The sequence below is a fragment of the Microbacterium sp. ZW T5_56 genome (assembly GCF_044987425.1).
Classification (GTDB): domain Bacteria; phylum Actinomycetota; class Actinomycetes; order Actinomycetales; family Microbacteriaceae; genus Microbacterium.
Genome location: NZ_JBJDRI010000011.1, coordinates 79,958 through 102,819, shown reverse-complemented (window position 1 = coordinate 102,819; position 22,862 = coordinate 79,958). Strand labels below are relative to the sequence as shown.

General features: G+C 67.3%; 23 protein-coding genes and 1 tRNA gene. 10 read left to right on the top strand and 14 right to left on the bottom strand.

The window, feature by feature from the left end; translation table 11 throughout:
• Positions 1-287 precede the first annotated feature (287 nt).
• Together ACI3KU_RS07525 and ACI3KU_RS07520 are read left to right on the top strand one after the other, a co-directional pair.
• Positions 288-1,031 carry a siderophore-interacting protein gene (locus ACI3KU_RS07525; protein WP_404921682.1) on the top strand — a complete coding sequence of 248 codons (744 nt, stop codon included), beginning with the start codon at positions 288-290 and terminating at the stop codon, positions 1,029-1,031.
• Positions 1,032-1,066: 35 nt separating this feature from the next.
• Positions 1,067-1,480 carry an Imm70 family immunity protein gene (locus ACI3KU_RS07520; RefSeq protein ID WP_404921681.1) on the top strand — a complete coding sequence of 138 codons (414 nt, stop codon included), beginning with the start codon at positions 1,067-1,069 and terminating at the stop codon, positions 1,478-1,480.
• A 68-nt stretch (positions 1,481-1,548) separates the two neighbouring features.
• Here ACI3KU_RS07520 and ACI3KU_RS07515 read toward each other — a convergent pair whose 3' ends face one another.
• Positions 1,549-2,235, bottom strand: a complete 687-nt coding sequence (locus tag ACI3KU_RS07515) for a FadR/GntR family transcriptional regulator (protein WP_404921680.1) — start codon at positions 2,233-2,235, stop codon at positions 1,549-1,551.
• 52 nt (positions 2,236-2,287) lie between these two features.
• Between ACI3KU_RS07515 and ACI3KU_RS07510 the strand changes: the two genes are divergently transcribed.
• Complete coding sequence (locus ACI3KU_RS07510; protein ID WP_404921679.1) at positions 2,288-3,499, top strand: MFS transporter; 1,212 nt, start codon at positions 2,288-2,290, stop codon at positions 3,497-3,499.
• A gap of 25 nt (positions 3,500-3,524) precedes the next feature.
• Here the strand turns inward: ACI3KU_RS07510 and ACI3KU_RS07505 are convergent, their stop codons facing one another.
• From ACI3KU_RS07505 to ACI3KU_RS07490, 4 genes are all read right to left on the bottom strand, one after another.
• Complete coding sequence (locus ACI3KU_RS07505; protein WP_404921678.1) at positions 3,525-4,664, bottom strand: SMP-30/gluconolactonase/LRE family protein; 1,140 nt, start codon at positions 4,662-4,664, stop codon at positions 3,525-3,527.
• Between the two features lie 25 nt (positions 4,665-4,689).
• Positions 4,690-5,451, bottom strand: a complete 762-nt coding sequence (locus tag ACI3KU_RS07500) for an SDR family NAD(P)-dependent oxidoreductase (RefSeq protein ID WP_404921677.1) — start codon at positions 5,449-5,451, stop codon at positions 4,690-4,692.
• Positions 5,452-5,520: 69 nt separating this feature from the next.
• A complete protein-coding gene (locus ACI3KU_RS07495; protein ID WP_404921676.1) occupies positions 5,521-6,126 on the bottom strand; it encodes a TetR family transcriptional regulator in 606 nt (201 codons plus the stop codon).
• 59 nt (positions 6,127-6,185) lie between these two features.
• Positions 6,186-6,518, bottom strand: coding sequence for a winged helix-turn-helix transcriptional regulator (locus tag ACI3KU_RS07490; protein ID WP_404921675.1), 333 nt, complete (start codon positions 6,516-6,518; stop codon positions 6,186-6,188).
• Positions 6,519-6,582: 64 nt separating this feature from the next.
• Between ACI3KU_RS07490 and ACI3KU_RS07485 the strand changes: the two genes are divergently transcribed.
• A complete protein-coding gene (locus ACI3KU_RS07485) occupies positions 6,583-7,467 on the top strand; it encodes an SDR family oxidoreductase (RefSeq protein WP_404921674.1) in 885 nt (294 codons plus the stop codon).
• A gap of 173 nt (positions 7,468-7,640) precedes the next feature.
• Positions 7,641-8,276 (top strand): GNAT family N-acetyltransferase, encoded by a 636-nt coding sequence (locus tag ACI3KU_RS07480; RefSeq protein ID WP_404921673.1) that lies wholly within the window; start codon positions 7,641-7,643, stop codon positions 8,274-8,276.
• Positions 8,277-8,540: 264 nt separating this feature from the next.
• Here the strand turns inward: ACI3KU_RS07480 and ACI3KU_RS07475 are convergent.
• The 5 genes from ACI3KU_RS07475 to dusB form a co-directional block, all read right to left on the bottom strand.
• Positions 8,541-8,613: transfer RNA gene (locus ACI3KU_RS07475), tRNA-Asn, on the bottom strand.
• An 87-nt stretch (positions 8,614-8,700) separates the two neighbouring features.
• Positions 8,701-9,477, bottom strand: coding sequence for an ATP-binding cassette domain-containing protein (locus ACI3KU_RS07470; protein WP_404921672.1), 777 nt, complete (start codon positions 9,475-9,477; stop codon positions 8,701-8,703).
• 32 nt (positions 9,478-9,509) lie between these two features.
• Positions 9,510-11,369, bottom strand: coding sequence for a DNA primase (dnaG, locus tag ACI3KU_RS07465; protein WP_404921671.1), 1,860 nt, complete (start codon positions 11,367-11,369; stop codon positions 9,510-9,512).
• On the bottom strand, positions 11,369-12,709 hold the full coding sequence (locus ACI3KU_RS07460; protein ID WP_404921670.1) for a deoxyguanosinetriphosphate triphosphohydrolase: 1,341 nt from the start codon (positions 12,707-12,709) through the stop codon (positions 11,369-11,371). The genes dnaG and ACI3KU_RS07460 overlap by 1 nt, the downstream gene beginning before the upstream one ends.
• Positions 12,699-13,871: a tRNA dihydrouridine synthase DusB gene (dusB, locus tag ACI3KU_RS07455; protein ID WP_404921689.1), complete on the bottom strand. Its 1,173-nt coding sequence runs from the start codon at positions 13,869-13,871 to the stop codon at positions 12,699-12,701. The genes ACI3KU_RS07460 and dusB overlap by 11 nt, the downstream gene beginning before the upstream one ends.
• Before the next feature lie 77 nt (positions 13,872-13,948).
• Between dusB and ACI3KU_RS07450 the strand changes: the two genes are divergently transcribed.
• The 4 genes from ACI3KU_RS07450 (at position 13,949) to ACI3KU_RS07435 (ending at position 17,122) form a co-directional block, all read left to right on the top strand.
• Positions 13,949-14,449 carry a glutathione peroxidase gene (locus tag ACI3KU_RS07450; RefSeq protein ID WP_404921669.1) on the top strand — a complete coding sequence of 167 codons (501 nt, stop codon included), beginning with the start codon at positions 13,949-13,951 and terminating at the stop codon, positions 14,447-14,449.
• Positions 14,446-14,994 carry an AAA family ATPase gene (locus tag ACI3KU_RS07445; protein ID WP_404921668.1) on the top strand — a complete coding sequence of 183 codons (549 nt, stop codon included), beginning with the start codon at positions 14,446-14,448 and terminating at the stop codon, positions 14,992-14,994. The genes ACI3KU_RS07450 and ACI3KU_RS07445 overlap by 4 nt, the downstream gene beginning before the upstream one ends.
• 79 nt (positions 14,995-15,073) lie before the next feature.
• Positions 15,074-15,979, top strand: coding sequence for a DMT family transporter (locus tag ACI3KU_RS07440; protein ID WP_404921667.1), 906 nt, complete (start codon positions 15,074-15,076; stop codon positions 15,977-15,979).
• A 198-nt stretch (positions 15,980-16,177) separates the two neighbouring features.
• Positions 16,178-17,122: a PIG-L deacetylase family protein gene (locus ACI3KU_RS07435; protein WP_404921666.1), complete on the top strand. Its 945-nt coding sequence runs from the start codon at positions 16,178-16,180 to the stop codon at positions 17,120-17,122.
• A gap of 78 nt (positions 17,123-17,200) precedes the next feature.
• Here the strand turns inward: ACI3KU_RS07435 and ACI3KU_RS07430 are convergent, their stop codons facing one another.
• The 3 genes from ACI3KU_RS07430 to ACI3KU_RS07420 are packed head-to-tail and all read right to left on the bottom strand — an operon-like array spanning position 17,201 to position 20,202.
• Complete coding sequence (locus tag ACI3KU_RS07430; RefSeq protein WP_404921665.1) at positions 17,201-18,010, bottom strand: isoprenyl transferase; 810 nt, start codon at positions 18,008-18,010, stop codon at positions 17,201-17,203.
• The gene (gene recO / locus ACI3KU_RS07425; protein ID WP_404921664.1) at positions 18,007-18,732 is read right to left on the bottom strand and encodes a DNA repair protein RecO; all 726 of its coding nucleotides are present in this window, start codon (positions 18,730-18,732) and stop codon (positions 18,007-18,009) included. The genes ACI3KU_RS07430 and recO overlap by 4 nt, the downstream gene beginning before the upstream one ends.
• A 48-nt stretch (positions 18,733-18,780) precedes the next feature.
• Complete coding sequence (locus ACI3KU_RS07420) at positions 18,781-20,202, bottom strand: RNB domain-containing ribonuclease (RefSeq protein ID WP_404921663.1); 1,422 nt, start codon at positions 20,200-20,202, stop codon at positions 18,781-18,783.
• 79 nt (positions 20,203-20,281) lie between these two features.
• Between ACI3KU_RS07420 and ACI3KU_RS07415 the strand changes: the two genes are divergently transcribed.
• A complete protein-coding gene (locus tag ACI3KU_RS07415) occupies positions 20,282-20,968 on the top strand; it encodes a trimeric intracellular cation channel family protein (RefSeq protein ID WP_404921662.1) in 687 nt (228 codons plus the stop codon).
• A 54-nt stretch (positions 20,969-21,022) separates the two neighbouring features.
• Here the strand turns inward: ACI3KU_RS07415 and leuA are convergent, their stop codons facing one another.
• The gene (leuA, locus tag ACI3KU_RS07410) at positions 21,023-22,777 is read right to left on the bottom strand and encodes a 2-isopropylmalate synthase (protein WP_404921661.1); all 1,755 of its coding nucleotides are present in this window, start codon (positions 22,775-22,777) and stop codon (positions 21,023-21,025) included.
• Positions 22,778-22,862 lie beyond the last annotated feature (85 nt).

Sequence of the window (22,862 nt, the reverse complement as noted above, 5' to 3'; positions counted from 1 at the left end):
GCCTCGCCGCCCTGCTGCTCCTCGCCGGAGCGGGTGCGATCATCGCACGCCGCCGCACCAGCCAGCAGTAACAGCGGTAAACAAGAGCGGGCCCGTCGCGACAGCGACGGGCCCGCCTTCGTATGTCTTCTGAAGGCATTCACCGATCGGTACAAGTAAGGCTTGCCTAACCTAAATAGCTTTACTAGGGTGAACACGTTACGCGGACCCGACCAATCGCCCGCACAGTGAGCCGCGGTGGCGCTCCCGAGTGTCCGCGAGCGCCCGATCAAGACAGGAGCACACCGATGCCTCACGGATTTGACGGAGCGGTCCTCCGTGCCCTCGGCGCGAAAGAGCACGCCCTCACAGTGCGTGGCACCACCCGGCTCGCTCCGCATTTCGCCCGGGTGCATTTCGACGCTCCCACGCTGTTCCAGCAGGCCACAGACTCCCCCGCGGCGTGGATCCGGCTCTGGATCGAGGATCCCCTGACCGGCGTGGAGTTCCAGCGTGCCTACACGATCTCAGCGGCGGACGTGCCCGAGGCACGCATCGATGTGGACTTCCTCCTGCACGAGCCGGCTGGCCCCGCGTCGGCATGGGCGTCGTCCGCGAGCGCGGGTGATCGGGTCATCGCCCAGTCGCTGGGGTCCACCTCGTTCGCGCCAGCACCCGACGCATCTGGGCTGATACTGATCGGCGACGCGGCAGCGGTACCCGCGATCAACTCGATCCTCCGTTCACTCGACCCGCAGCGGGAGGTGCGAGTGCTGCTGGAGCGCTCGCACGACGAGGACGAGCTGATCCCCCTCACGCCCCACCCGGGCGCCGAGGTGCGCTGGATTCCGCGTGACGGATCGAGCTCCCTTGCTCGGGCGGCAGCGGAGATGCTGTCTCCTGGCATGCAGGTGTGGGCCGTCGGTGAGACGGGCTCGCTGAAGGCGCTGCGTCCGGTTGTGAAGGAGCGAGCCCCGGGTAACCGGAAGTCCGTTCACATCCAGGCGTATTGGATCGAGGGCCGAGCGATGGGCAGGGAGCGCCGCGTCTGACCACGGTGGCGGGTTCTGCGCGATCGGCTACCCTGATGCGCATGCTCACCTTCCGCGTCGGGCCGATTGCCTATCCGGTGGGCACCGCCTCGTTCCTCGGGTCGTTCTTCGACACCATTGAGGTGCGGCTCGAGAGCGGACAGCGCGGTCGCGACTTCCCCGCCCTCGCCGCCCTCTACTCGTCTGGCGAGTTAGCGTCTGAAGATGCCGTGCGTGCCCGCAACGAGCTCGCAGACGTCGCTGTGGGGCTGCAGGCGCTCCCTGTCGCCGACTTGGTTTGGGATGCGAAACACCCCGAACAGACTCCTCCGTGGGGTGACCGTATAGCCGCCACCATCCGCACGCTTCGCGATTACCACGTCACCGCGGATGGTCGATCCCTGATCGGCGTGCTGGACGAGGCGCTCGCGACGTCCGTGGCGATCCAGCGCCCTCTGCGCCTTCAGTAGGCGCACTGCCCAGCGCATCTGAGCGGGCAGCCGCCGCGTGACTGGATGGCGACCGCGACGTCATGCCGTCAGGAAGTCGCCAGGCCCTGACGTTCCTCGAGATCCCAGCGCTCGGTCGCCGCGAGATTCGCCGCCGCACTCGCGCTGGCGGCGTCGGGGTCGCGCCGGATGATCGCGTCCAGAACTTCTTCGTGCCCGCGCGGATCATCCACCTGGAAGCCGGAGCGGCGAATCGCCGCCTCAACCGATTCCTGCAGTCGGGGCAGTAGGGCTGCATACACCTCGAAGAGGATCGGGTTGTGCGCGGCGCGCGCGACGGCTTCGTGAAAGAACGCGTCGGATGAGGCCCAGTGGTCGGGATGCGCTATCGCGCGCTGTGCGAGCGCTGTCTCGATGAGGGTGATGTCCGCGGCCGTGGCGCGCAGCGCGGCAAGGCGCGCCAGCTGCGGCTCGAGGGCGGCGCGAGCCTCCAACACGTCCGCGAGCGTTCCGCCGGAACGGGCGAGCGCTCCCGGCACCTCGCTGCGAGCGTTGACGAACGTGCCATCGCCGCGTCGGATGTCGAGCATGCCGCTGTACTGCAGCGCCCGCAGCGCTTCACGCAGGGTGCCGCGAGCGACGCCGAGACTCTCCATCAGCTCCGGCTCCGGGGGGATGCGCTCGCCGACGGGCCAGCGACCCTCCACGATCTCGCTGCGGAGTCGGTCGACGACCTGATCGCTCAGGGAGCTCTGGCGAACCGGAGTAAGGGTCATGCATGCAATGATAGTACGGCTCAATGATTAGACGTTAGACGTTTGGATGAATATGACGGACTCCCCCGTACCGAGCCGGAGTCGACTGGCCTTCATGGTGGTCGCCCTGGTCCTGGTCGCCCTCAACCTGCGACTCGCGATCACGAGCACCTCCGCGCTGCTCACGGCACTCACCGAGAGTGGCGCACTCACCGACGTCACGGTCGTGATCGTGCCCGCAGTCCCCACTGCGGTCTTCGCCATCGCGGGACTGAGCACGGCGCGACTGTCGGCGCGCCTCGGCGTGGAGCGAACGATCGGACTCGGGATGATCGTGTTGACCACGGGCCTGCTGATGCGCGCACTACCCTCGCCGTGGATCGTGGTGGCGGGAACCGTGATCGCCACCTCCGGTCTCGCGATCGTCAACATCCTGCTCCCCGCGGTCGTTCGCGCACATTTCGGCCGACACATCGGGCCGATCACGACCGTGTACTCGACGGCGATGTCGATCGGCGCCGCTGCGGCTGCGGCAGCGGCCGTGCCGATCGCGACAGCGTTCGACAGCGCCTCGATCGGACTGGCCGTGTGGGCGGTGCCGGCAATCATCGCGGTGGGTGTGTGGGCCTTCGCGATGCCGCTCGGTGCATCCCGGCGGACGACCAACGCTCCGCTCCCGGATGGGGAGTCCGGGCGCCGGCCCTTGCCGCGCGGCACCTGGCTGCTCGCCGGATTCTTCGCGACGCAGTCGCTGCTCAGCTACATCCTGATGGGCTGGCTGCCGAGCATCGCAGTCAGCTCCGGACTCTCGTCGGAACGCGCCGGTGTCCTGCTCGCCGTGATGATGGCGGTCGGTGCCCCGGCCACGGTGCTCGTGGTCCCGCTGACCCGCACCCCGGTGCGGATGCGTATCGGGTTCACGCTGATCGCCGCCGCCACGATCGCAGGCGTGGCCGGCCTGACGTTCGCACCCACGGCACTGCCCGAGGTGTGGGCAGCGTGCCTCGGTCTCGGCATGTGCGCGTTCCCGTTCGCCCTGGTGCTGATCGCCGGACTCGGGCGCGACGCGGCAGATTCCGCGCGCGCGTCGAGTGTGATCCAATCGGTCGGCTACACGCTTGCAACGGTCGGGCCACTCGGTGCCGGCGCGATCCACCAGGCCACCGGTTCGTGGACGCCGGTGCTGGGAATCCTCGCGGGTGGCGCACTCGTTCAGCTGACGCTCGGGCTTCTGCTGACACGCATCGGGGGTGAACCCTCGCGGTTCGTCCGGGCAGGGCGCTGAACGAACGAACCGCGAGGGGCGTGCTTCACTCCTTGGCAGCGAGCGCGACTCGGTGGATGCCTGCGCTTCCCCCCGGTGCCGTGCCGAGGTAGAGCCAGCCATCCCGTTCCACAGCGGTTGTGACCCCGAAAGTGTCGCCCGCAGGATCAGCCAGGGTCCGGACGACACTCCCGTCGGCGCCGAGTTGCACAACCACACCGGCCGCGGTGGGGGCCGACATGCCGTTCAACACGCTCTCGGGGATCTTGGCCATCGTGTTCTTCAGCCACGGCGTCGTGTGGAGCGTATCGACGAGCGGAACCCGCTCGGTGAACATGCCGAGGTAGTACGTTCCGTCGGCGTTCGTGGTGATGTTGTCAGCAAAGCCAACGAGATTCTCGGCAAAGACCTCCTGCTGCCCGGCCCGAGGACCCGAGAGCCAGTATCGGAGCACATCGTAGGAGTAGGTCTCCACGACGAGAAGCGAGTCCTCGTTCGGTGAGAGGGTCACACCATTCGCGAAGTAGAGATCGGTCATGAGCACCTCGGTCGTGCCGGTATCGGGGTCATAGTGCAGGAGCCGACCGTGCGGACGGTGCTCCAGCACTTCCACCAGCGATACCGAGGGATAGGTGGTGGTGTCCGTGACATAGACCTGTCCTTCTGCGGTCACCACCACTTCATTCGCCTGGAGGAGCTTCGCGGGGCTGTCTCGGTCGACGAGCGTTGTCACATTCCCCTCAGGGTCGACGGCGAGCAGTCCCTTCTCGATGTCCGCGACGTAAAGGGTGCCATCCGGAGCGAAAGCCAGGCCATTGGGGCGACCCTCCGTCGTCGCGAAGGTGGTCGTCGCGATCGGCTTGTCGTCCTGGTCGAACGTGGTGCGGAAGATGGAGCCGGTCTCATCGCCCGAGTACAGCTGCCCCTCGGCGTCGAAGGCCAGGAACTCGGCGTGAGCGACCGCGTCGGTCACCGTATCGGGGTTGCTCAGCGAGCGGTCGTCGGACGGGGCGGGAGCAGGGGCCGGAGCCCAGGCGACCGCGTCGATCGGGGATGGCACGATCGCAACCGCGATCACGGCAGCGGCGACCACCGCGGCGGCGATGACGCCGACGCGCCGGGCGATCCGGCCGCGCCGGCGACGTCGCATCGGGTTTTCAGTGGACTGGGGTGTGTTGGCGTTCATGAGTGGTTGATCCTGACGTGAATAGTTAGGGCCGGACGCTGCGTTCAGCGACGGCGATGAGTGCTCGTTTGGGAAGAAGACGCGTGGCGAGTCGGGCGACGAGCGCGTTCGCGGCACCGTCCACGACGCTCGGCTTGTTGCTGCGCAGCGCGGCGAAGGCCCGCGCGACAACCTGCTGCGGCGTGCGCTTCGATCCCGCAGCGGCCGCCTCGCCCGCCACGTCGAAGAACGGCGTATCCGTCGCACCGGGACAGACGGCGAGAACACGGATTCCCTGCGACTTCACCTCACCCCAGAGCGCCTCAGTGAAGGAGAGGACGAAGGCTTTCGTCGCGCCGTAGACGGCCATGTGTGGCACCGGCTGGAACGCCGCGGTCGAGGCGACGTTGATCACCGTTCCCCGCCCGCGCTGCTTCATCGCGCGGAGGTACAGCGACGTGATCGCGACGAGGGTGCCGCAGTTGAGTTGGATCTGCGCCGCGAGCCGGTCCGCATCGGCGTCCGCCAGATCGCCGTGGGTGGCGAAGCCGGCGTTGTTGACGAGCGTGTCGATCTCGAGGCCGAGCTCGACGGTCGCATGATGCAGTTGGGCGGCGGACCCCGGCTGCGCGAGGTCGAGCGGCACCACGGTCACCGCGATCGAATGCTGCGCACGCAGCCTCGTGGCGAGGTCTTCCAAACGGTCCCGCGACCGCGCGACAAGGACGAGATCGTGCCCGCGTGCCGCGAACTGTCGGGCGAACTCCTCACCGATTCCCGACGAAGCGCCCGTGATGAGGGTGTGCATGTGTTTTCTCCAAACCGCATAGATGGTTTATTTTGTAGACAAATGAATAGTTGACGGACGCCGGAAGCGTTATCCGCGCAGCGCGCTCTCCAGGGTGCCGACCAGGATCTCCGCTCGGCGCCGAAACTCCGCCATGTCACCCGGGGAGACGGCGTCAGACGCCGTCTTCAAGCCGTCGAAGGCTGCAACCGCGACGAAGCCGAGATCGGCAGCCGGGTGCGTTGCCGCGAACACACCGACATCCTGACCTCGCTGGATGATGCCCGCCATGAGCTCGATCCAGTCCACCAGAGGATTGCCTGCCCCAACTTCCGAGGGTTCACCGGAGGAGGGCAGCTGGTCAGCCAGACGCACGACGCTCCACCCGGCGGCATCGGATGCCGACAGCGTGATGAGCAGGCGCGCCAGCTCCCGGAACTGAACCAGCGGATCGCTGTGACGCGCGACCTCCTCCTCCCCCAGGGCCAGCCATCGCTGCTTGTGATGTTCGACCACTGCCCGAGCCAGAGTCTCCTTCGAGGGGAAGTAGAAGTACACCGCCCCCTTCGTGAGACCGACCGCCTCGAACACCTCTTCCATCCGTGCGCCGGCGTAACCGCGGCGAGCGAACACCTCACTGGCCGCCTGGAGGATGCTCTGTCGAGTGTCCTCCCCCTTTGCTGTGCGACCAGTCATGTGCGCCTCCCGGCCTCAACTATAAAACCGCACGGGCGGTATGTCAAATGACTCCTCGATCAGACGCCCGTAAACACCGCGTCGGGAGTGTTGATCCCCCACTCGTTCATGGCGTCGAGAACGGGTCGAAGCTGCTGTCCGCGCTCGGTGAGCTCATACACGACGCGCGGAGGGATCTCGGCGAAGGCGGTACGCGTGACGATCCCATGTGCAACGAACCCCCGCAGCCGGTGCGTGAGGGTGTGCGCACTGATGCCGGGCAGCGCCTCGCGCAGTTCGGTGAACCGGTGTGGCCCGTGGAGCAGCTCGCGCACGATCAATGTGGCCCAGGGTCCGTCCAGCAGAATCAGGAAGCGCGCAACGCCACATTCGGGCAGGGGATCATTTCTCACAGTTTGCAGAATACGCCATTAGTGCAGTTGCCGTAACCGGTGCATCACATGCACTAATAGAGCCATGACCTACATCGTTCACGGCGCAACCGGCGCCCAAGGCGCCCCCGTCCTGTCCCGACTTCTCGATTCCGGCTTGCCCGTCACGGCCGCCGTGCGCACCCCCGCTGGCGTGCCCGACGGAGTGCGAACCGTGCGCGTCGATCTGGGCGACGCCGTGTCGCTGGCCGCCGCCTATCACGATGCCGAGGGAGTCTTCGTCCATCTCCCGCTCGGCAGCCCCGATCAGATCGACCGCTACGCCGACGCGATCGTGACGGCGATGAAAATCGCCACGCCGCGACGCGTCGTCATCTCCACCAGCGGGCAGATCGTCGATGACCCCGCATCGCCTCTCGCCGCTGACGCGACCAGCCCGATCCGCAAGCTCGTCGACGGTGTTCGCAGCTCGGGAACATCTCTGGCGGTCGTTGCTCCCCGCCTCTACCTGGAGAATCTTCTCCTTCCTGTCGTCGCGGGTCCCGCGCAGGAGGCGGGAGTGCTGCGCTATCCCCTGCCCTCGAACTACCCCGTGTCGTGGAGCTCCCACGCAGATGTGGCCGAGGTCGCGGTGCGTCTGCTGACCGATACGGCCATCACGGGAGTGGTGTCGGTCGGTCATCTTCCGGCGCTCACGGGCGACGACCTCGCAAGCGCATTCGCGACGCTGGTTGGGCGCGACGTGGTGTACGAGGCGATTGACCCGGAGCACTTCGGGACCCTGATCCTGCCGCTGTTCGGCGCCGAAAGCACGGGGCCTGTCGTCGGTCTGTACCAGGCGCTCAACATGCTCTCGGGCCATGTGATCTCGGCGGACCGCAGCGCTCAACAGTTGCTGGGCGTCGCGCCTGCCGCTGTGGCCGAGCGCCTCGCTCAGGCTGTCGCTCTGCTCAGCAGCGCGGGCGCATAGTCCGGCGGCGATAGCTCACTCGCGGGTGCGCGGGCTTCGACGCACGGGGCGGCCCTGTGTTGTGAGGTCTCGCGCACCCGGCGAGGTGGCGCAAGCCCAGTATCGTAGGAGATCGTCGCCGGCCGCATGCCCGTGTCCAGGCGAGCCCCACCAACTCGGAGCGAGGATTGACTGTGAGAGACGAGCCCACCGCTCGCCGGGCGCTTCGTTCCGACATCGATGAGATGACGCGCATCGTGACGTCTGCATTCTTCGATGACCCTGTCTGGGGTCCGTCATTCCCCGACCCCTCCACACGCCCCGAGGTCGCCAGCGCCTACTGGCGCTTCATGATCACCGAGGCGCTTCGCTTCTCGGAGTCCCGCGTGCTTGACGAGAAGCGCGATGATACCGAAGCGAGCCCGCTTCGCGCCGTGTCCGTGTGGTATCCGCCAGGCGCAGAGGAGATCTCCCCCGAGGCCCACCCCGCTTACGACGCCCTCATCCACGAACTGCTCGGTACCGAGGCGGCCGCGGCCCTAAATCGCGCCGGAGCCCAGTTCGTGGCCGCTCGCCCGAGCGAACCCCACGCGTATCTCACCCTGCTGGCCGTCGCGCCGGAGGCACAGGGCGGCGGCTACGGCATGGCGTTGCTGCGATCTGCGCTTGCCGAGTACGACGCCGCTGGCATCCCGACGTACCTGGAATCGTCGAATCCCGCGAACGATGCGCGCTACGAACGACTGGGCTACGGTCCCCGCCACATCGTTCGCCTCGCGACGGGTGCCTCAGTGCAGACCTACTGGCGAGACGCCACACCGCCGGCGTGACGGTGCCGTGCCCGCGGCTCCGCCCCCGCGCTCGCGACCTGTGGCTGAGTCGACGGCTTCGCGCGCGGCCGAGGTGACGGCGATGTCGCGAGACGAGGACGACGTCGCGAAAAGAGGACGACACGACTGCTGTCGTCCTCTTTTCGACGCGATGCCCTCTTTTCGCGACACCCGCTGACGCACGCCGGCAGGTGCCAGAGCCGCGTCGCCGCGTCTTCGCCGCACGAAAAACTCCCCGAAGCGTGAGCTTCGGGGAGTTTACTGCTCCCCCACTTGGACTCGAACCAAGAACCTATCGGTTAACAGCCGATTGCTCTGCCAATTGAGCTATGGAGGATCATCACCACCGTGGCGGCGACACATCAACTCTAGCAAAGAATTCCATCGCCTCAGAACATGGCAAGAGACCCGGGAGTGTCGCTGATCAGCGCGCGGGGATGGTCGAGATCGCCGACGTGGACGGCGGCCGCGGGATCGTGGTGTGATCGCCGACGGCGACCACGGAACCGGCACGGAGCGTCATCGTGTCGGCGGCGAGCTCACGTGCGAGGTCGGGGTCGTTGGTCACCAGGAGTGACGCCATCCCCCAGGCACGCTGGCGACGACGGATCGCGTCATACACCACGTGGCGCACCTCGACATCGAGGTTCGCCATGGGCTCGTCGGCCACGAACACCTTCGGATCGAGCACGACGGCATGTGCGAAGGCGATCCGCTGCAGCATGCCGGCGCTGAGCTCGTAGGGGTACTTGTCGGCAGCACCCAGCGGGAGATGCATCTCATCGAGCAGGGCGGCGATGCGCACGGACAGCGCCGTGTGGTTCACATTCCGATCACGGCTGGTGATGGGAAAGGCGATGTGCTCCCCCACGGTCAGCCGCGGAGGCATCGCGGTGCCTGCGCTCTGCGGCAGGTAACCGGTGCGGAAATCCCACTCGCGGCGGCCCCGACGTCCCGGACGACGAACGTTCACGCCCGCCACCTCGCCGGAGCCTCCGATCACGCTCACGCCGTCGGCTGCCTCACCGGCGAAGACGCTCGCAAGCGTGGACTTGCCGGAGCCGGTGGGACCGGACACCACGAGAGTGCCGGCGGGCGCTACGGAGAAGGAGACCCCATCGACAATGCGCAGACCCCCGGGTCCCCCGATGCTGAGATCGTCTGCGCGGATGGCTGCGGACTCGTCCTGACGTCGTGCCATGCGTCCATCCTGACCTACGAACGGGGTAAGCGCTACTCGCCGCGCAGCCGACGCGTCTCGATGTCGAGATCCCGGAGCTGCACACGCAGCGCTCGGCCCTCTTCGGATTCCGCCGGCACGCGCTGGACGGCGCTCAGCAGTTCCGTCTTCTCCGCGCGCAGCTGACGCTCGACCAGCGCCAGAGCCAGGTCGTTTGCCGCGGCGAGCGCAGACTGCTCGTCTCGCGCCGGGAATTCCGCGGCGAGCATCTCACCAGCCAGTACACGATATGGCTCACGCACGGCTTCGATCGCGGTCATCGCCCACCCGGGACGCGACCGATCCGAGACCGACAGGATCGCCACGCGAATCGCCTCGAGCCCCGGATGCAGCAGAGGACGACTCAGCGCGCGCACCAGCAGAGGGGTGTCCATCTGATGCCCATACTGCAGGAACGCCATCAGCGCATCGCGTTCGCGCATCACATCACCCGTCCGCGGGAGGGTGGCCAGCGTGACGCGCTGGATCGGCTCGGGTCCTGTCTCGGGTGCCGGCTCCCCCGGCCCCTTCTCCTCGCGCTGCTTCTCGCGACGCGCTGCCGAGCTCACGGCACGGTGCACGTCGGTGAGATCGCTGCCCAGCCGGCGCGCGAGCACGTGCTCATAGCCGCTGCGCACCGCGGGATCGGAGATGTCACCGAGAATCGGCGCCGCGGCGCGAAGGCCCGCGACACGGCCCTCCACACTGGACAGATCGAAGCCCTCAAGCTTGCGGTCGATGACGAATTCGAACATCGGGACCTTGGCGTCCATCAGCGCGCGCACGGCTGCATCGCCGCGCTCCAGGCGCAGATCGCACGGGTCCAGGCCGTCCGGCCCCACCGCCACATACGTGCGCGCCTGGAACCGCCGCGCCTCACCGAACGCCCGCAGCGCAGCCTTCTGACCCGCGGCATCCGGGTCGAAGGTGAAGACCACCTCGCCCGCCGCAGACTCATCGCCCATGACCCGTCGAAGCACGGTGATGTGATCCGTGCCGAACGCCGTGCCACAGGTGGCGACCGCGGTCGTGACGCCCGCGAGGTGCGCAGCCATCACATCCGTGTAGCCCTCCACCACGACCACGCGCTTCGGGTCGCCGCGAGAGATGTCCCGCTTGGCGAGATCCAGGCCGTAGAGCACCTGGGCCTTCTTGTAGATGGTGGTCTCGGGGGTGTTCAGATACTTGGGGCCCTGATCGTCGTCGTACAGCTTGCGGGCGCCGAACCCGATGGTCTGACCTGTGACGTCACGGATCGGCCAGATCACGCGGCCGCGGAAACGGTCATACACACCGCGCTGCCCGGAGGAGACGAGTCCGGCTGCGCTGAGCTCGTCCCGAGTGAATCCCTGGGTGAGCATCGCGTCCAGCAATCCGTTCCAGCCGCGCGGTGCGTAGCCCACGCCGAAATGCGCCGCAGCTCCCGCATCGAACCCGCGCGAACCGAGGAACCGGCGGCCGGTTTCGGCCTCTGCGGTCCCCAGCTGCGCTCGGAAGTACTCGGCCGCCGCGGCATTCGCGGCATACAGGCGCGATCGTCCGCTGGTCTCGGGAGCGGGCCCCCCGCCCTCCTCGTAGTGCAGCGTGATGCCGACTCGCGCGGCCAACCGCTCGACCGCCTCCGTGAACGTGACGTGATCCATCTCGCGCAGGAACGTGTACACATCGCCGGAGGCACCACAGCCGAAGCAGTGGTAGAAGCCGACCTGGGGGCGGACGTGGAAGCTCGGACTCTTCTCATCATGGAACGGGCAGAGCCCCTTCAATGAACCGACCCCGGCAGAGCGCAGCGCCACCCGCTCCCCGATGATGTCGCCAATGTTGGTGCGGGACTTGACCTCTTCGACGTCCGCCTGCGAGATGCGTCCGACCATCAGGGCCGCCGGTCTCCGACACCGAATCCGGGCGACCAGATGCCGACGTCCGCAGGGTCGATGTCGCCGACGTAGCGACGGTGCCAGGCCAGCGCCGTCTGGTCGGTGAGACTCGCCACCTGGTCGACGATGATCCGCTTGCGCGCGGTGTCGTCCACGGCATCACCGAAGTCCGCGGCGAACACCGGATCCAGCGCGTGCGCACCGTCCTGCCAGAGCGCGGTGGCCAGGCGCTTCAGCACGCGTCGCTGTTCCTTATAGATGGACTTGCGACCCTCGATGGACACCACGGTGGCGCCGATGATGCCCTTCAACACGGCGACCTCCGCCTCCACGACCCGCGGGACCACGACGTGCGCGTGATAGCGCGTCATGACCTCCACCGGGTACGCCTCGCGCGTGGCTGACGTGGCCGCGCGCGCGAACCGGCCGATGAGCTCCGACGTGAGGTTCTTCAGCCGCGCCAGGGCCGCGCGGGAGTGATCGAAGCTGCGCAGCCAGACCGGGAGACGAGTGAGCCGGTACAGCGCGTCATCCAGCTCGTCGCGGGTGAAGTCATAGCCCACCCACGACTGGATCGCGCTCACCAGCGCCTCGTGCTCCGCCGGGTCGGACAGCCGCGCGGGGTTGAGGTAGCCGTTGACGATCGCATCCTCGAAGTCATGAACGGAGTAGGCGATGTCGTCGGAGAGGTCCATGACCTCCGCCTCGATACACCGCACGCGCCCGGGGGCACCCTCGCGCATCCAGCGGAACACCGGCTCGTCATCGGGATAGACGCCGAACTTCAGCCGACCACCCGGATCGGGAACGGGTGCATCGACCGTCCACGGGTATTTGCACGAGGCATCCAGACTGGCCCGCGTGAGGTTCAGTCCATACGCCGTCCCGGTCTCGTCCATCACCTTCGGCTCCAGGCGGATGAGGATGCGCAGCGTCTGCGCGTTGCCCTCGAACCCTCCGATGCCCGAAGCCCAGTCGTTCAGGGCGCGCTCGCCGTTGTGACCGAACGGCGGGTGGCCGAGGTCGTGGCTGAGGCAGGCGGTATCGACGACGTCCGGGTTGAGTCGCAGATTCGTCGCCAGTTCGCGACCCACCTGGGCCACTTCGAGGGAGTGGGTCAGACGATTGCGCGCGAAGTCAGCCGGGCTCGCCGGGCTCAGCACCTGGGTCTTTGCGGCCAGACGTCGCCAGGCCGCCGAGTGCAGCACCCGTGCGCGGTCGCGCGCGAAGTCGTCACGTTCGGATCGGTGGGTCTCGCCGTGGAATCGCTCGACGTCGGCGGCGACATATCCCTCGGAGATACGCCGGCCGGCGCTCGACGTCTGCTCAGCCGCCACTGGTGTCCGCTTCTCCCTCGGTCAAATTGCTCCGGTGATCGGACGCGATGTCGTGCGACTCCAACCAGCCATCAGGAAGGACGGTGCGCTTCGGCGTTCCCGCCCGGCCGCGTTGGCCTTCGGCTCCCGCGCCCGGATAGGGTGCGTCGAGGTCGAGCGTACCGAGCAGGTCGTCGATCTCCTGCAGGCTCGAGGCGGTGGCCAGTGCGGCGCGGGTGTCGCCACCCACCGGGTACCCCTTGAAGTACCAGGCGACGTGCTTGCGGATGTCACGGCAGCCGCGTCCCTCATCTTCGAAGAACTCCACGAGCAGTTCGGCGTGGCGCTTGAAGGCGTTCGCGACAAAGCCGAGGGTGGCATCGACTTTCGGGCTCGCGACGTGCCCCAGCTCTTCAGCCAGTTCGCCGAACAGCCACGGTCGGCCGAGGCAGCCGCGACCCACCACGACACCGTCGCAGCCGGTTTCGGCCATCATGCGCCGGGCGTCTTCCGCGGACCAGATGTCGCCGTTGCCGAGCACCGGCACGGAGGTGACGGTCTCCTTGAGCTTCGCGATGGCCGACCAGTCGGCGTGCCCGGAGTACATCTGGCTCGCGGTGCGACCGTGCAGCGCCATCGCTGCCACGCCGGCGTTCTCCGCCATGCGCCCCGCATCCAGATAGGTGAGGTGGTCCTCGTCAATGCCCTTGCGCATCTTCACGGTGAGTGGGAGGTGCTCAGCGGCCCGGACGGCCTGGGTGACGATCTCGTTGAACAGCGAGTGCTTCCACGGAAGCGCCGAACCACCGCCCTTTCGGGTGACCTTCGGGACGGGGCAGCCGAAGTTCAGATCGATGTGATCGGCACGATCCTCGGCGACGATGATGCGGACAGCCTCGGCAACCGTCTTCGGGTCGACGCCGTAAAGCTGGATGGACCGCGGCGTCTCGGACTCGTGGTGCGTGATCAGGCGCATCGTGACCGCGTTGCGCTCCACGAGCGCGCGCGACGTGATCATCTCGCTCACGTACAGACCGGCACCGTACTCGCGGCACAGGCGTCGAAACGCCGTGTTGGTGATGCCGGCCATGGGTGCGAGGACCACGGGAGCATCCAGCTCGATCGGTCCGATGCGCAAGGCCGGCGCTGCGGCGGAATCCGCCGTGTTCTGTTCTGCCAGCATCGTGTTCACTCCCCTATTCTTCCAGAGTCGCGGACCAGGAGCGCCGCTGCAGTCCGAGACGGTCGTAGGCTCGGAGAATGACCGACACCACCACAGATCTGCGCGCGATCCCGTTCCTCGCTGCCGACGGCAGCGAGCACACTCTGTCCGAGTTCTCCGACGACGTCGTGATGATCGTCAACGTGGCCTCCAAGTGTGGTCTCACCCCTCAGTACGAGCAGCTCGAACAGCTGCAGCGCGACTATGCAGACCGCGGCTTCACGGTTCTCGGCTTCCCGTGCAACCAGTTCCTGGGACAGGAGCCGGGCAGCATGGAGGAGATCCTGGAGTACTGCTCGGTCACGTGGGGCATCAGCTTCCCGATCGAGGACAAGGTCAAGGTCAACGGCCCGGGTGCCGCGCCGCTGTACAAGGCGCTGAAGAAGGCCAAGGACGAGGAGGGCAAGCGCGGTCCCGTGCTCTGGAACTTCGAGAAGTTCGTCCTCACGCCCGCCGGCAGCATCCACCGCTTCCGTCCGCAGATGCGTCCGGATGACCCGAGCATCGTCGAGGTCATCGAAGCCAACCTCCCGCGGTGAGCAGAGCACCCCGACACGAACGCGTTCTCGTGTGCGGGGTCACGGGGATCGGCAAGTCGACCCTGTGTCGCGCCGTCAGCGAGCATCTAGATCTGCCCTACACGGAACTCGACCGCCTGCACTGGGGTCCGAACTGGACGCCGCGACCGCAGTTCGAGCAGGACGTCGCCGAGATCGCCTCGCGCGATCGGTGGGTGAGCGAACTGCAGTACCTCGGTTCCGGGGTGGGCATGCTCCTGGCGCAGCGCGGCCAGCTGCTGCTGTGGCTCGACTACCCGCGACGGATCGCTCGCACCCGACTGATCCGCCGCACCGTGAAGCGCAGCCTCAGCCGCCGCGAGGTGTGGCCCGGCACCGGCAACATCGAGCCGCCGCTCTGGCACGCGTTCACCGATGAGGACCATCTGCTGCGCTGGGAAGCGCGCACGCACCGAATGTGGCGGGACACGTACATCCCGATGCTGAGATCGGAGCATCCCCACCTGCGCATCGTGCGGTTCGGGCACCCGCGGGAGACAGCGCGGTTCGTCGCGGCGCTCTCATAGGGGCAGCTTCGGCAGGATTCCGCGGTGCGATGTCGGATTCCCGCCAGCGCTCCGCGCCGCGTACCGACAGACTGGGGTGATGAATCCGCGCAGCATCGGCATCCTGGCTCAGTTCATCGCCACCGCGCTGATCTGGGGTTCCAGCTTCCTCTTCATCGCCGAGGCTGTGCGGGGACTCAGTCCAGTCCAGGTGGTGCTGGGACGCGTCGGCATCGGCACGATCGTGCTGCTCACCGTCTGCGCCGTCACTCGAGCACGCTTCCCCCGCGAACCACGCACCTGGGCTCACCTCAGCGTGGTGGCGATGCTGCTGTGTGTGATCCCGTTCCTGCTCTACTCGTGGGCCGGTCAGTTCATCGACTCGAGCCTCGCCAGCATCTACAACGCGACGACGCCGCTGATGACGATGCTCGTTGCTCTGTTGGCGCTGCGAGAGGAACGACTGACGGCACCGCGACTGATCGGCCTGCTGCTCGGATTCGCCGGCGTCATCTTCGTCCTCGGACCCTGGCATGGCTTCTCAGGTGAGAACGCCGTGCTCGCTCAAGCCGCGTGTCTCGGTGCCACACTGTGTTACGGGATCGCGTTCGTCTACCTCCGCCGCTACGTGACCCCGCTGCGCTTGCCCGCGGTCCCCGTGGCGACGATGCAGGTGGGCATCGCTGCCGTCGTGATGCTCCTCGTCGCGCCGTTCACCGCCCTGACTCCCGTCACGCTGACCTGGCCTGTGGTGGTGAGCATGCTGGCGCTCGGAGCGCTGGGGACAGGCCTGGCATATGTGTGGAACACGAACGTCATCACCGCCTGGGGAGCCACGAACGCGTCGACAGTGACGTATCTCTCCCCCGTCGTCGGCGTTGCCCTGGGCGCGCTGGTGCGCGGCGAGGCGATCACCTGGAACGAGCCGGTGGGCTGCGCGGTCATCGTGGTGGGCATCCTGGTCAGCCGTCGCACTCCTCGGCGTGTCGTCGCCGCCGTAGGGTAGACACACAGCCGATCGCACACCTTCCTTTCGATCTGCTGTGCGAGGATGCTGACAGTGCTATCAGGGGGAGATCGGACCGTGCGGACCGGCGCGTCAGGAAGAGGACGAATTCGTGGAGCGATACGAGCGGGTTTCGGCACAGCGGCCATCGTCGTCGCACTTGTCCTCGGCGGATGTGCGACCCCCGCGAGTGCTCCCGTGATCCCGCCGCTCACCCCCGACGCCCCCACGAGCGCACCGACTCCCCTGGTCGAAGCGACGCCGACCGAGGCCCCGCAGCCTGTCTCCCCTCTCGCGGCCCCATGCCCCGACGGCGCATCAACGACGGTGTCGATCATGGCGCACTACGACGACGACCTGCTGTTCGCGAACCCGCAGCTCATCACCGCGCTGCGCTCGGGTGAGTGCGTGCACACGGTGTTTCTCACCGCCGGCGACGCCGGGAAGGGCATGGGCTATGTCGAGGGTCGCGAACGCGGACTGCGCAACGCGTACGACGCGATGCGCGGCGTCTCGGGGGTCGAGTGGACCACGCGGGATGTCACGCTCCTGACCGGAATGCACGCCACAGTGATCGCCCCGGCCGACGATGCGCGCCTCACCATCACCCTCCTTCGCCTTCCGGATGGAAACCTCAACGGTTCTGGGTTCGACGCCACCGGACGCGCTTCGCTGGCGTCGATGAACGCCGGGACGATCTCCGAGATGACCCAGGTGGACACCGGTGCGATCGTGACGCGTGATCAGCTGCTGGCGAGTGTGCAGGAGATCATCGCCGCCTTCCAGCCGCACCAGCTGATCACGCTGGTTCCCACCGAAGCCACGATGCACGTGGGAGACGACCCGCGGCGTCCCGACCATTCCGATCACGGTGCCGTGGGCTCTCTCGTGCGCGCCGCGTGGATCGGCATGGGCTACGACGCCAGAACGGTCCGCTACGCGGTCGGATACCCCGGGCGCGACCTGGAGGCCAACGTCGAGGGCCAGGATCTCCGTCTGAAGATCGACGCGTTCCGGATCTACTCCGAGGACGATCCGGTGTCGCGTTGCACCACCGACGAGTCCTGCCTCGCGCTCAAGCCCTTCGGCACGTCGCTGCAGCGCCTGTACCTCTACACGGACGCCGAGCTCGTCTTCCCCTGAGACACCCCGCGAGACACCCAAGCAAGTCCGAGAAACCCCGCATCGCGGGGTTTCTCGACCGCAGAGGGGTGTCTCGCGTCAGGCCGTGGCGTCGGGGACGTCGACGGCACCGCCGAAACGACGCTCACGACCGGTGTAGATGTCGATCGCGCGCCAGAGGTCACGGCGCGTGAAATCGGGCCACAGTGTGTCGAGGAACACCATCTCCGCGTAGGCCGACTGCCAGAGCAGGAAGTTCGAGGTCCGCTGCTCACCGGAGGATCGCACGAACAGGTCGACGTCGGGCATATCGGGCTGGTAAAGCCGCTTGGCGATCAGCTTCTCCGTCACCGCGGAGGGCCGCAGGCGTCCCGCTGAGACGTCATCCGCGATCGAGCGCACCGCGTCGGCGATCTCGACACGGCCGCCGTAGTTGACGCACATCGTCAGGGTGAGCGCCGAGTTGTGCTTCGTGAGCTCCTGCGCGTACTCGAGTTCGGAGATCACCGAGCGCCACAGCCGCGGTCGACGACCCGCCCATCGCACGCGCACTCCCCACTCGTTGAGCTGGTCACGCCGGCGGTGCAGCACGTCCCGATTGAAGCCCATCAGGAAGCGGACCTCTTCGGGCGATCGCGCCCAGTTCTCGGTGGAGAACGCGTAGACCGACAGATGCTTCACACCCGCCTGCAGCGCACCGGCGACAACGTCCAGCAGCGCGGCTTCGCCTGCCTTGTGACCCTCGATGCGGGAGAGTCCTTGTCGATTCGCCCACCGACCGTTGCCATCCATCACGACGGCGACATGCTGCGGAACGCTGCCCTTCGGATACGCCGGCGGATACTCGCCCGTCCAGTCGACCGGACGAAACGGGACGGCGTCCCGATGCGTGTAGGGCTTCGGGGTCACGGAGTCTCCACGTGTGCCAGGGAGCGGATACCGCGCTCCAGATGCCATTGGGTATATGCCGCCACCAGTCCGGCGGCGGCCGCGTGCTCGCGGTGGGACGCTGCGTCGATCTGCTCCCAGTCGCCCTGGATCAGGGCACGCAACAACTCGATGGTGGCCGGTTCGACGCGGGCGGCTCCCGCGGGCGCGCACGAACGACACACCATGCCGCCCGCCTGCGCCATGAACATCTGATGCGGACCCGGATCCCCGCAGCGGGCACAGTCGTCGAGTCCCGGCGCCCATCCGGACAGCGACATCGCGCGCAGCAGATACGAGTCGAGGATCGATCGTGAGGCGTGCTCGCCGCGCGAGAGAGCACGCAGTCCCCCGACCAGCAGCAGATACTGCTGCGCTGTGGCCTCGGCATCACCCAGCCGATCCGCCGCCTCCACCATCGCGTGGGCGGCGGTGTAACGGTCGTAGTGCACCGCGATCTCTGCCCCATAGGAGCCGATCGACTCCGCCTGCTGCACCGTATCCAGCGACCGCCCGGCGTAGAGCTGCACGTCGGCCACCATGAACGGTTCCAGTCGTGCGCCGAACCGAGACGATGTGCGCCGCACCCCCTTCGCGACCGCCCGGATCTTGCCGTGGCGGCGGCTCAGCATCGTGACGATGCGGTCGGCTTCACCCAGCTTGTGGGTTCGCAGCACGACGGCTTCATCTCGATAGGTGGGCACAGTCCATTATCGGTCGCACCACGGACACTGCGGCCGCGGACACGGGTGTCAGTCGTCTGCCACGACGAAGGTGGGCTGGCCCTTCTCGGTGTCGAAGCTGTCGAGCTTGACGCGGATGCGGGTGCCGGCCGGCGCGGTGACGCGCGCGTCGGTCTCCAGCGGCGGCGCCACCAGCTCGATCCGCGCCGGCTTCTCACCGCGCTGCTCGATCACGATCGCGTCGAACCGGTGCCCCACCAGTGGGGCGAGGATCGCGTCTGTGACCACATCGAGCGATTCTCGCTCCAGGCGCCCGGCCAGCTGTCCGGTGCGCTGCATGATGCCCGGCAGTTCCGCCAGTCCCGCCGTGGCCCAGGCCGGGACCGGGTTTCCGTTCGCCTGCGCCTCGCAGTGCGCGAGAGCATAGCGATCCACCAGACGACGCAGCGGTGCGGTCGTGTGCGCGTACGGTGCACCGATCGCTGCGTGCACGGCGTCCGCCTCGGAGAGCGGTCCGTCGATCACGCGATACCCCGCGCCCCGGAAGAGACGACGCGCTGCGCTCAGCACCGCGAGGGTCGTGGGACGCTCCCGATCCAGCCCGCGCAGGAACTCGCCATAGGTCTGCCCCGCAGCCCACACCAGGCCGAGAGCGGACACCTGGGCACGGAAGAGGTCGATGTCGGCGGCAGCCGGACGCGGCATGGTGCGGATGATGCCCGCACCGGCCGCCAGTTGGATGTTCGCGGCCTCCATGCCGGTCATCAGCGAGATCTGCGCGTTCCACTGCTCCACCGGCAACAGGTCCCGCCGCTCGATGCGCCAGAAGCCGTGCGCGTGGACGATCTCCTCCTCGGGCATGTCGAGCGATGCCCCACCGCGCGCCGCCTCAAGGCGCAGTCGCCGCTCCCCGACCGTGCGCAGTGGCGCAAGCAGCCCGTCATCGGCCGCAATCCGCTCTTGCGCTTCGCGATACGACAGCTGCGACCGGCTGCGCACGCGCGCCCGCTGCAACGTGGTGCGCACGGTGTTTCCGTCCGAGTCCAGGTGCATCCGCCACACGTACGCGGAGCGCACGCGGCCTTCGCGCAGGCTCGCGCCGTCTTCGCTGATGATGCGGGGGTGCAGCGGTACAGAGCCGTCCGGCGCGTACAGCGTCTGCCCGCGGAGGTGAGACTCCGTGTCCACAGCGCCACCAGCAGGGACGACAGCGGGCAGGTCGGCGATCGCATAGTGCACGATGTGTCCGTCGCCGTCCGGAGCAATGTGCAGCGCTTGATCGAGATCGCGAGAGCCCTCCGGATCGATGGTCACGAACTCGATATCGGTGAGATCGGCGTCCGGCAGCGCGATCGCGGCGACGGACGCGGCCGCTTCCTTCTCGACGGCCTCCGAGAACCCGTCGGGCAACGCGAGTTCGGTGCGGATCCGTTCCAGGCCCGCGGTGATCTCGGTACTGGTGTCGGAGAGTCTCGTGTGACGCATCGGCATGCGCCCAACCTATCCCCGTGCGCTGGACACGGTCGGATGCAAGGCCGCAGCCGTGCCCGGAGAAGACGAGAATGGAGGAGTGACACAGGATGCGTTCATGATCCCGCTGTGGGCGGACCTCACCGCCGTCGGTCTGGGTGGCTTGCAAGGGGCGATGTTCGCCGCCGGCTTCCAGGGGCAGCGGCGCCTGGACCTCCTGGGCGTAGCGCTGATCGGCGTGCTGGTGGGAATGGGTGGCGGTCTCATCCGCGACCTCATGCTCGGAGTTGCGCCGGCCACGCTGCAGAGCAACTGGTATCTGATCGCCGCCAGCGGCGCCTCACTCGTCGGCATGCTTCTGGCCGGGCTCCTGCACCGCGCCAACGCCATCATCGTGGTGCTCGACGCCTTCGCGATCGGCATGTTCGGCGCCTTCGGCACCACCAAAGCGCTGGGACTGGGCCTCCCCATCGTTCCCGCGATCTTCGTCGGCGTCTGCGCCGCGGTCGGTGGATCGGTCCTGCGCGACGTGATCATGGGGCTGCCGGTCGCGGTGATGCATGTCGGCTCGCTGTACGCGGTCGCGGCCGGAGTCGGGTGCGTCGCGATCGTCGTCGCGAACGCCTTCGGCATGGCCTTCGGCCCGGCCGCGATCCTCGGCATCCTGGTGACGGCGGGAGTACGGCTGCTGGCCGTCGTCTTCGACCTCTCGCTTCCCGAGCAGCGGATGCTTCACCGCCGCAAGGTGGCCGCCGAGACCGGCGTGATCCGCATCGTCAAGCCCTGAACCGACGAGAACGGGCCCCGGCGATCGCCGGGGCCCGTTGTCGTCGTGTCGGTGTCAGACCAGCGCGGCCGACAGCTCGCGCGTGCGGATCGAACGGTTCACGGCAGACACGATCGCCTTCAGCGACGCGGTCGAGATGTCGCCATCGATGCCCACCCCCCACAACCGGTCGCCGTTGACGGAGAGCTCCACGTATGCCGCCGCCTGGGCGTCACCGCCGGCGCTCATCGCGTGCTCCACGTAGTCGTACAGGGTGATGTCGAAGCCGGCCTCGTTGGCGACCGTGAGGAACGCGGCGACGGGACCGTTTCCGACGCCGTGGGCCTCGATCCGCTCCTCCCCGTCACGCATCGTGACGTCGAGGATGACGTCACCGGTCATGTCGCTGGCGGTGCGGGTGGCGAGGAGCTCGAAGCGGCCCCACTTCTGCTCGGACACGTCGGCCGGCAGATACTCGTCGGAGAAGATCTCCCAGATCTGGCGACTGGTGAGCTCGCCGCCCTCTTCGTCGGTCTTCTGCTGCACCACACCGGAGAACTCGATCTGGAGCTTGCGCGGCAGATCCAGCGCGTGGTCGGTCTTCAGCAGGTAGGCGACGCCGCCCTTGCCCGACTGCGAGTTGACGCGGATGACCGCCTCGTACGAGCGCCCCAGGTCCTTGGGGTCGATCGGCAGGTAGGGAACCGCCCACTCCAGCTCGTCCACCGACACACCGCGCTCGGCCGCCGTGGCAGCCATCGCCTCGAAGCCCTTCTTGATCGCGTCCTGGTGCGATCCGCTGAACGCGGTGAAGACCAGGTCACCGCCCCAGGGGCTGCGCTCGGGAACGGGCAGCTGGTTGCAGTACTCCACGGTGCGCTTGATGCGATCGATGTCGCTGAAGTCGATCTGCGGGTCGATGCCCTGCGTGAACATGTTGATGCCGAGCGTCACCAGATCGACGTTGCCGGTGCGCTCACCGTTGCCGAACAGGCAGCCCTCGATGCGGTCGGCGCCGGCCATGTAGCCGAGCTCTGCCGCGGCGACGGCCGTCCCGCGGTCGTTGTGCGGATGCAGCGAGATGATGACGTTCTCGCGGTGATTGAGGTGACGGCTCATCCACTCGATGGAATCGGCATAGACGTTGGGCGTCGCCATCTCCACCGTGGCGGGCAGGTTGATGATGACCTTGCGCTCGGGAGTCGGCTCGAAGATCTCGATCACCTGGTTGCAGATGTCGACCGCGAACTCCAGCTCGGTGCCGGTGTAGCTCTCGGGCGAGTACTCGTAGAACACCTCGGTCTCGGGGATGCGCTTCTCGTACTCGCGGCACAGGCGCGCGCCCTCGAGCGCGATGTCTATGATGCCCTGCTTGTTCTTGCGGAACACGACGTCGCGCTGCAGGATGCTGGTCGAGTTGTACAGGTGGACGATGGCCTGCTTCGCACCCGCGATCGCTTCGAACGTGCGGGAGATCAGGTGGTCGCGTGCCTGGGTCAGCACCTGGATGACGACGTCGTCGGGGATCAGGTTCTCGTCGATCAGCTCGCGGACGAAGTCGAAGTCGGTCTGGCTGGCCGACGGGAAGCCGACCTCGATCTCCTTGTAGCCCATCTCCACGAGCAGCAAGAACATGACCTTCTTGCGCTCGGGGCTCATCGGATCGATCAGCGCCTGGTTTCCGTCGCGCAGGTCGACGGCGCACCACCGAGGCGCTTCGGTGATCTGACGCGACGGCCAGGTGCGATCGGGCAGATCGACGTTGATGATCTCGCTGTACGGACGGTACTTGTGGATCGGCATGGACGACGGCTGCTGGGTGTTCTTCATGGCTTCGCTTCTCTCTTGCAGATGTGCGGGCCAACGCCAGACTCCGCGACGAGGAAGGCCCTAGATCAAGGTCTCGTCGCGGCGG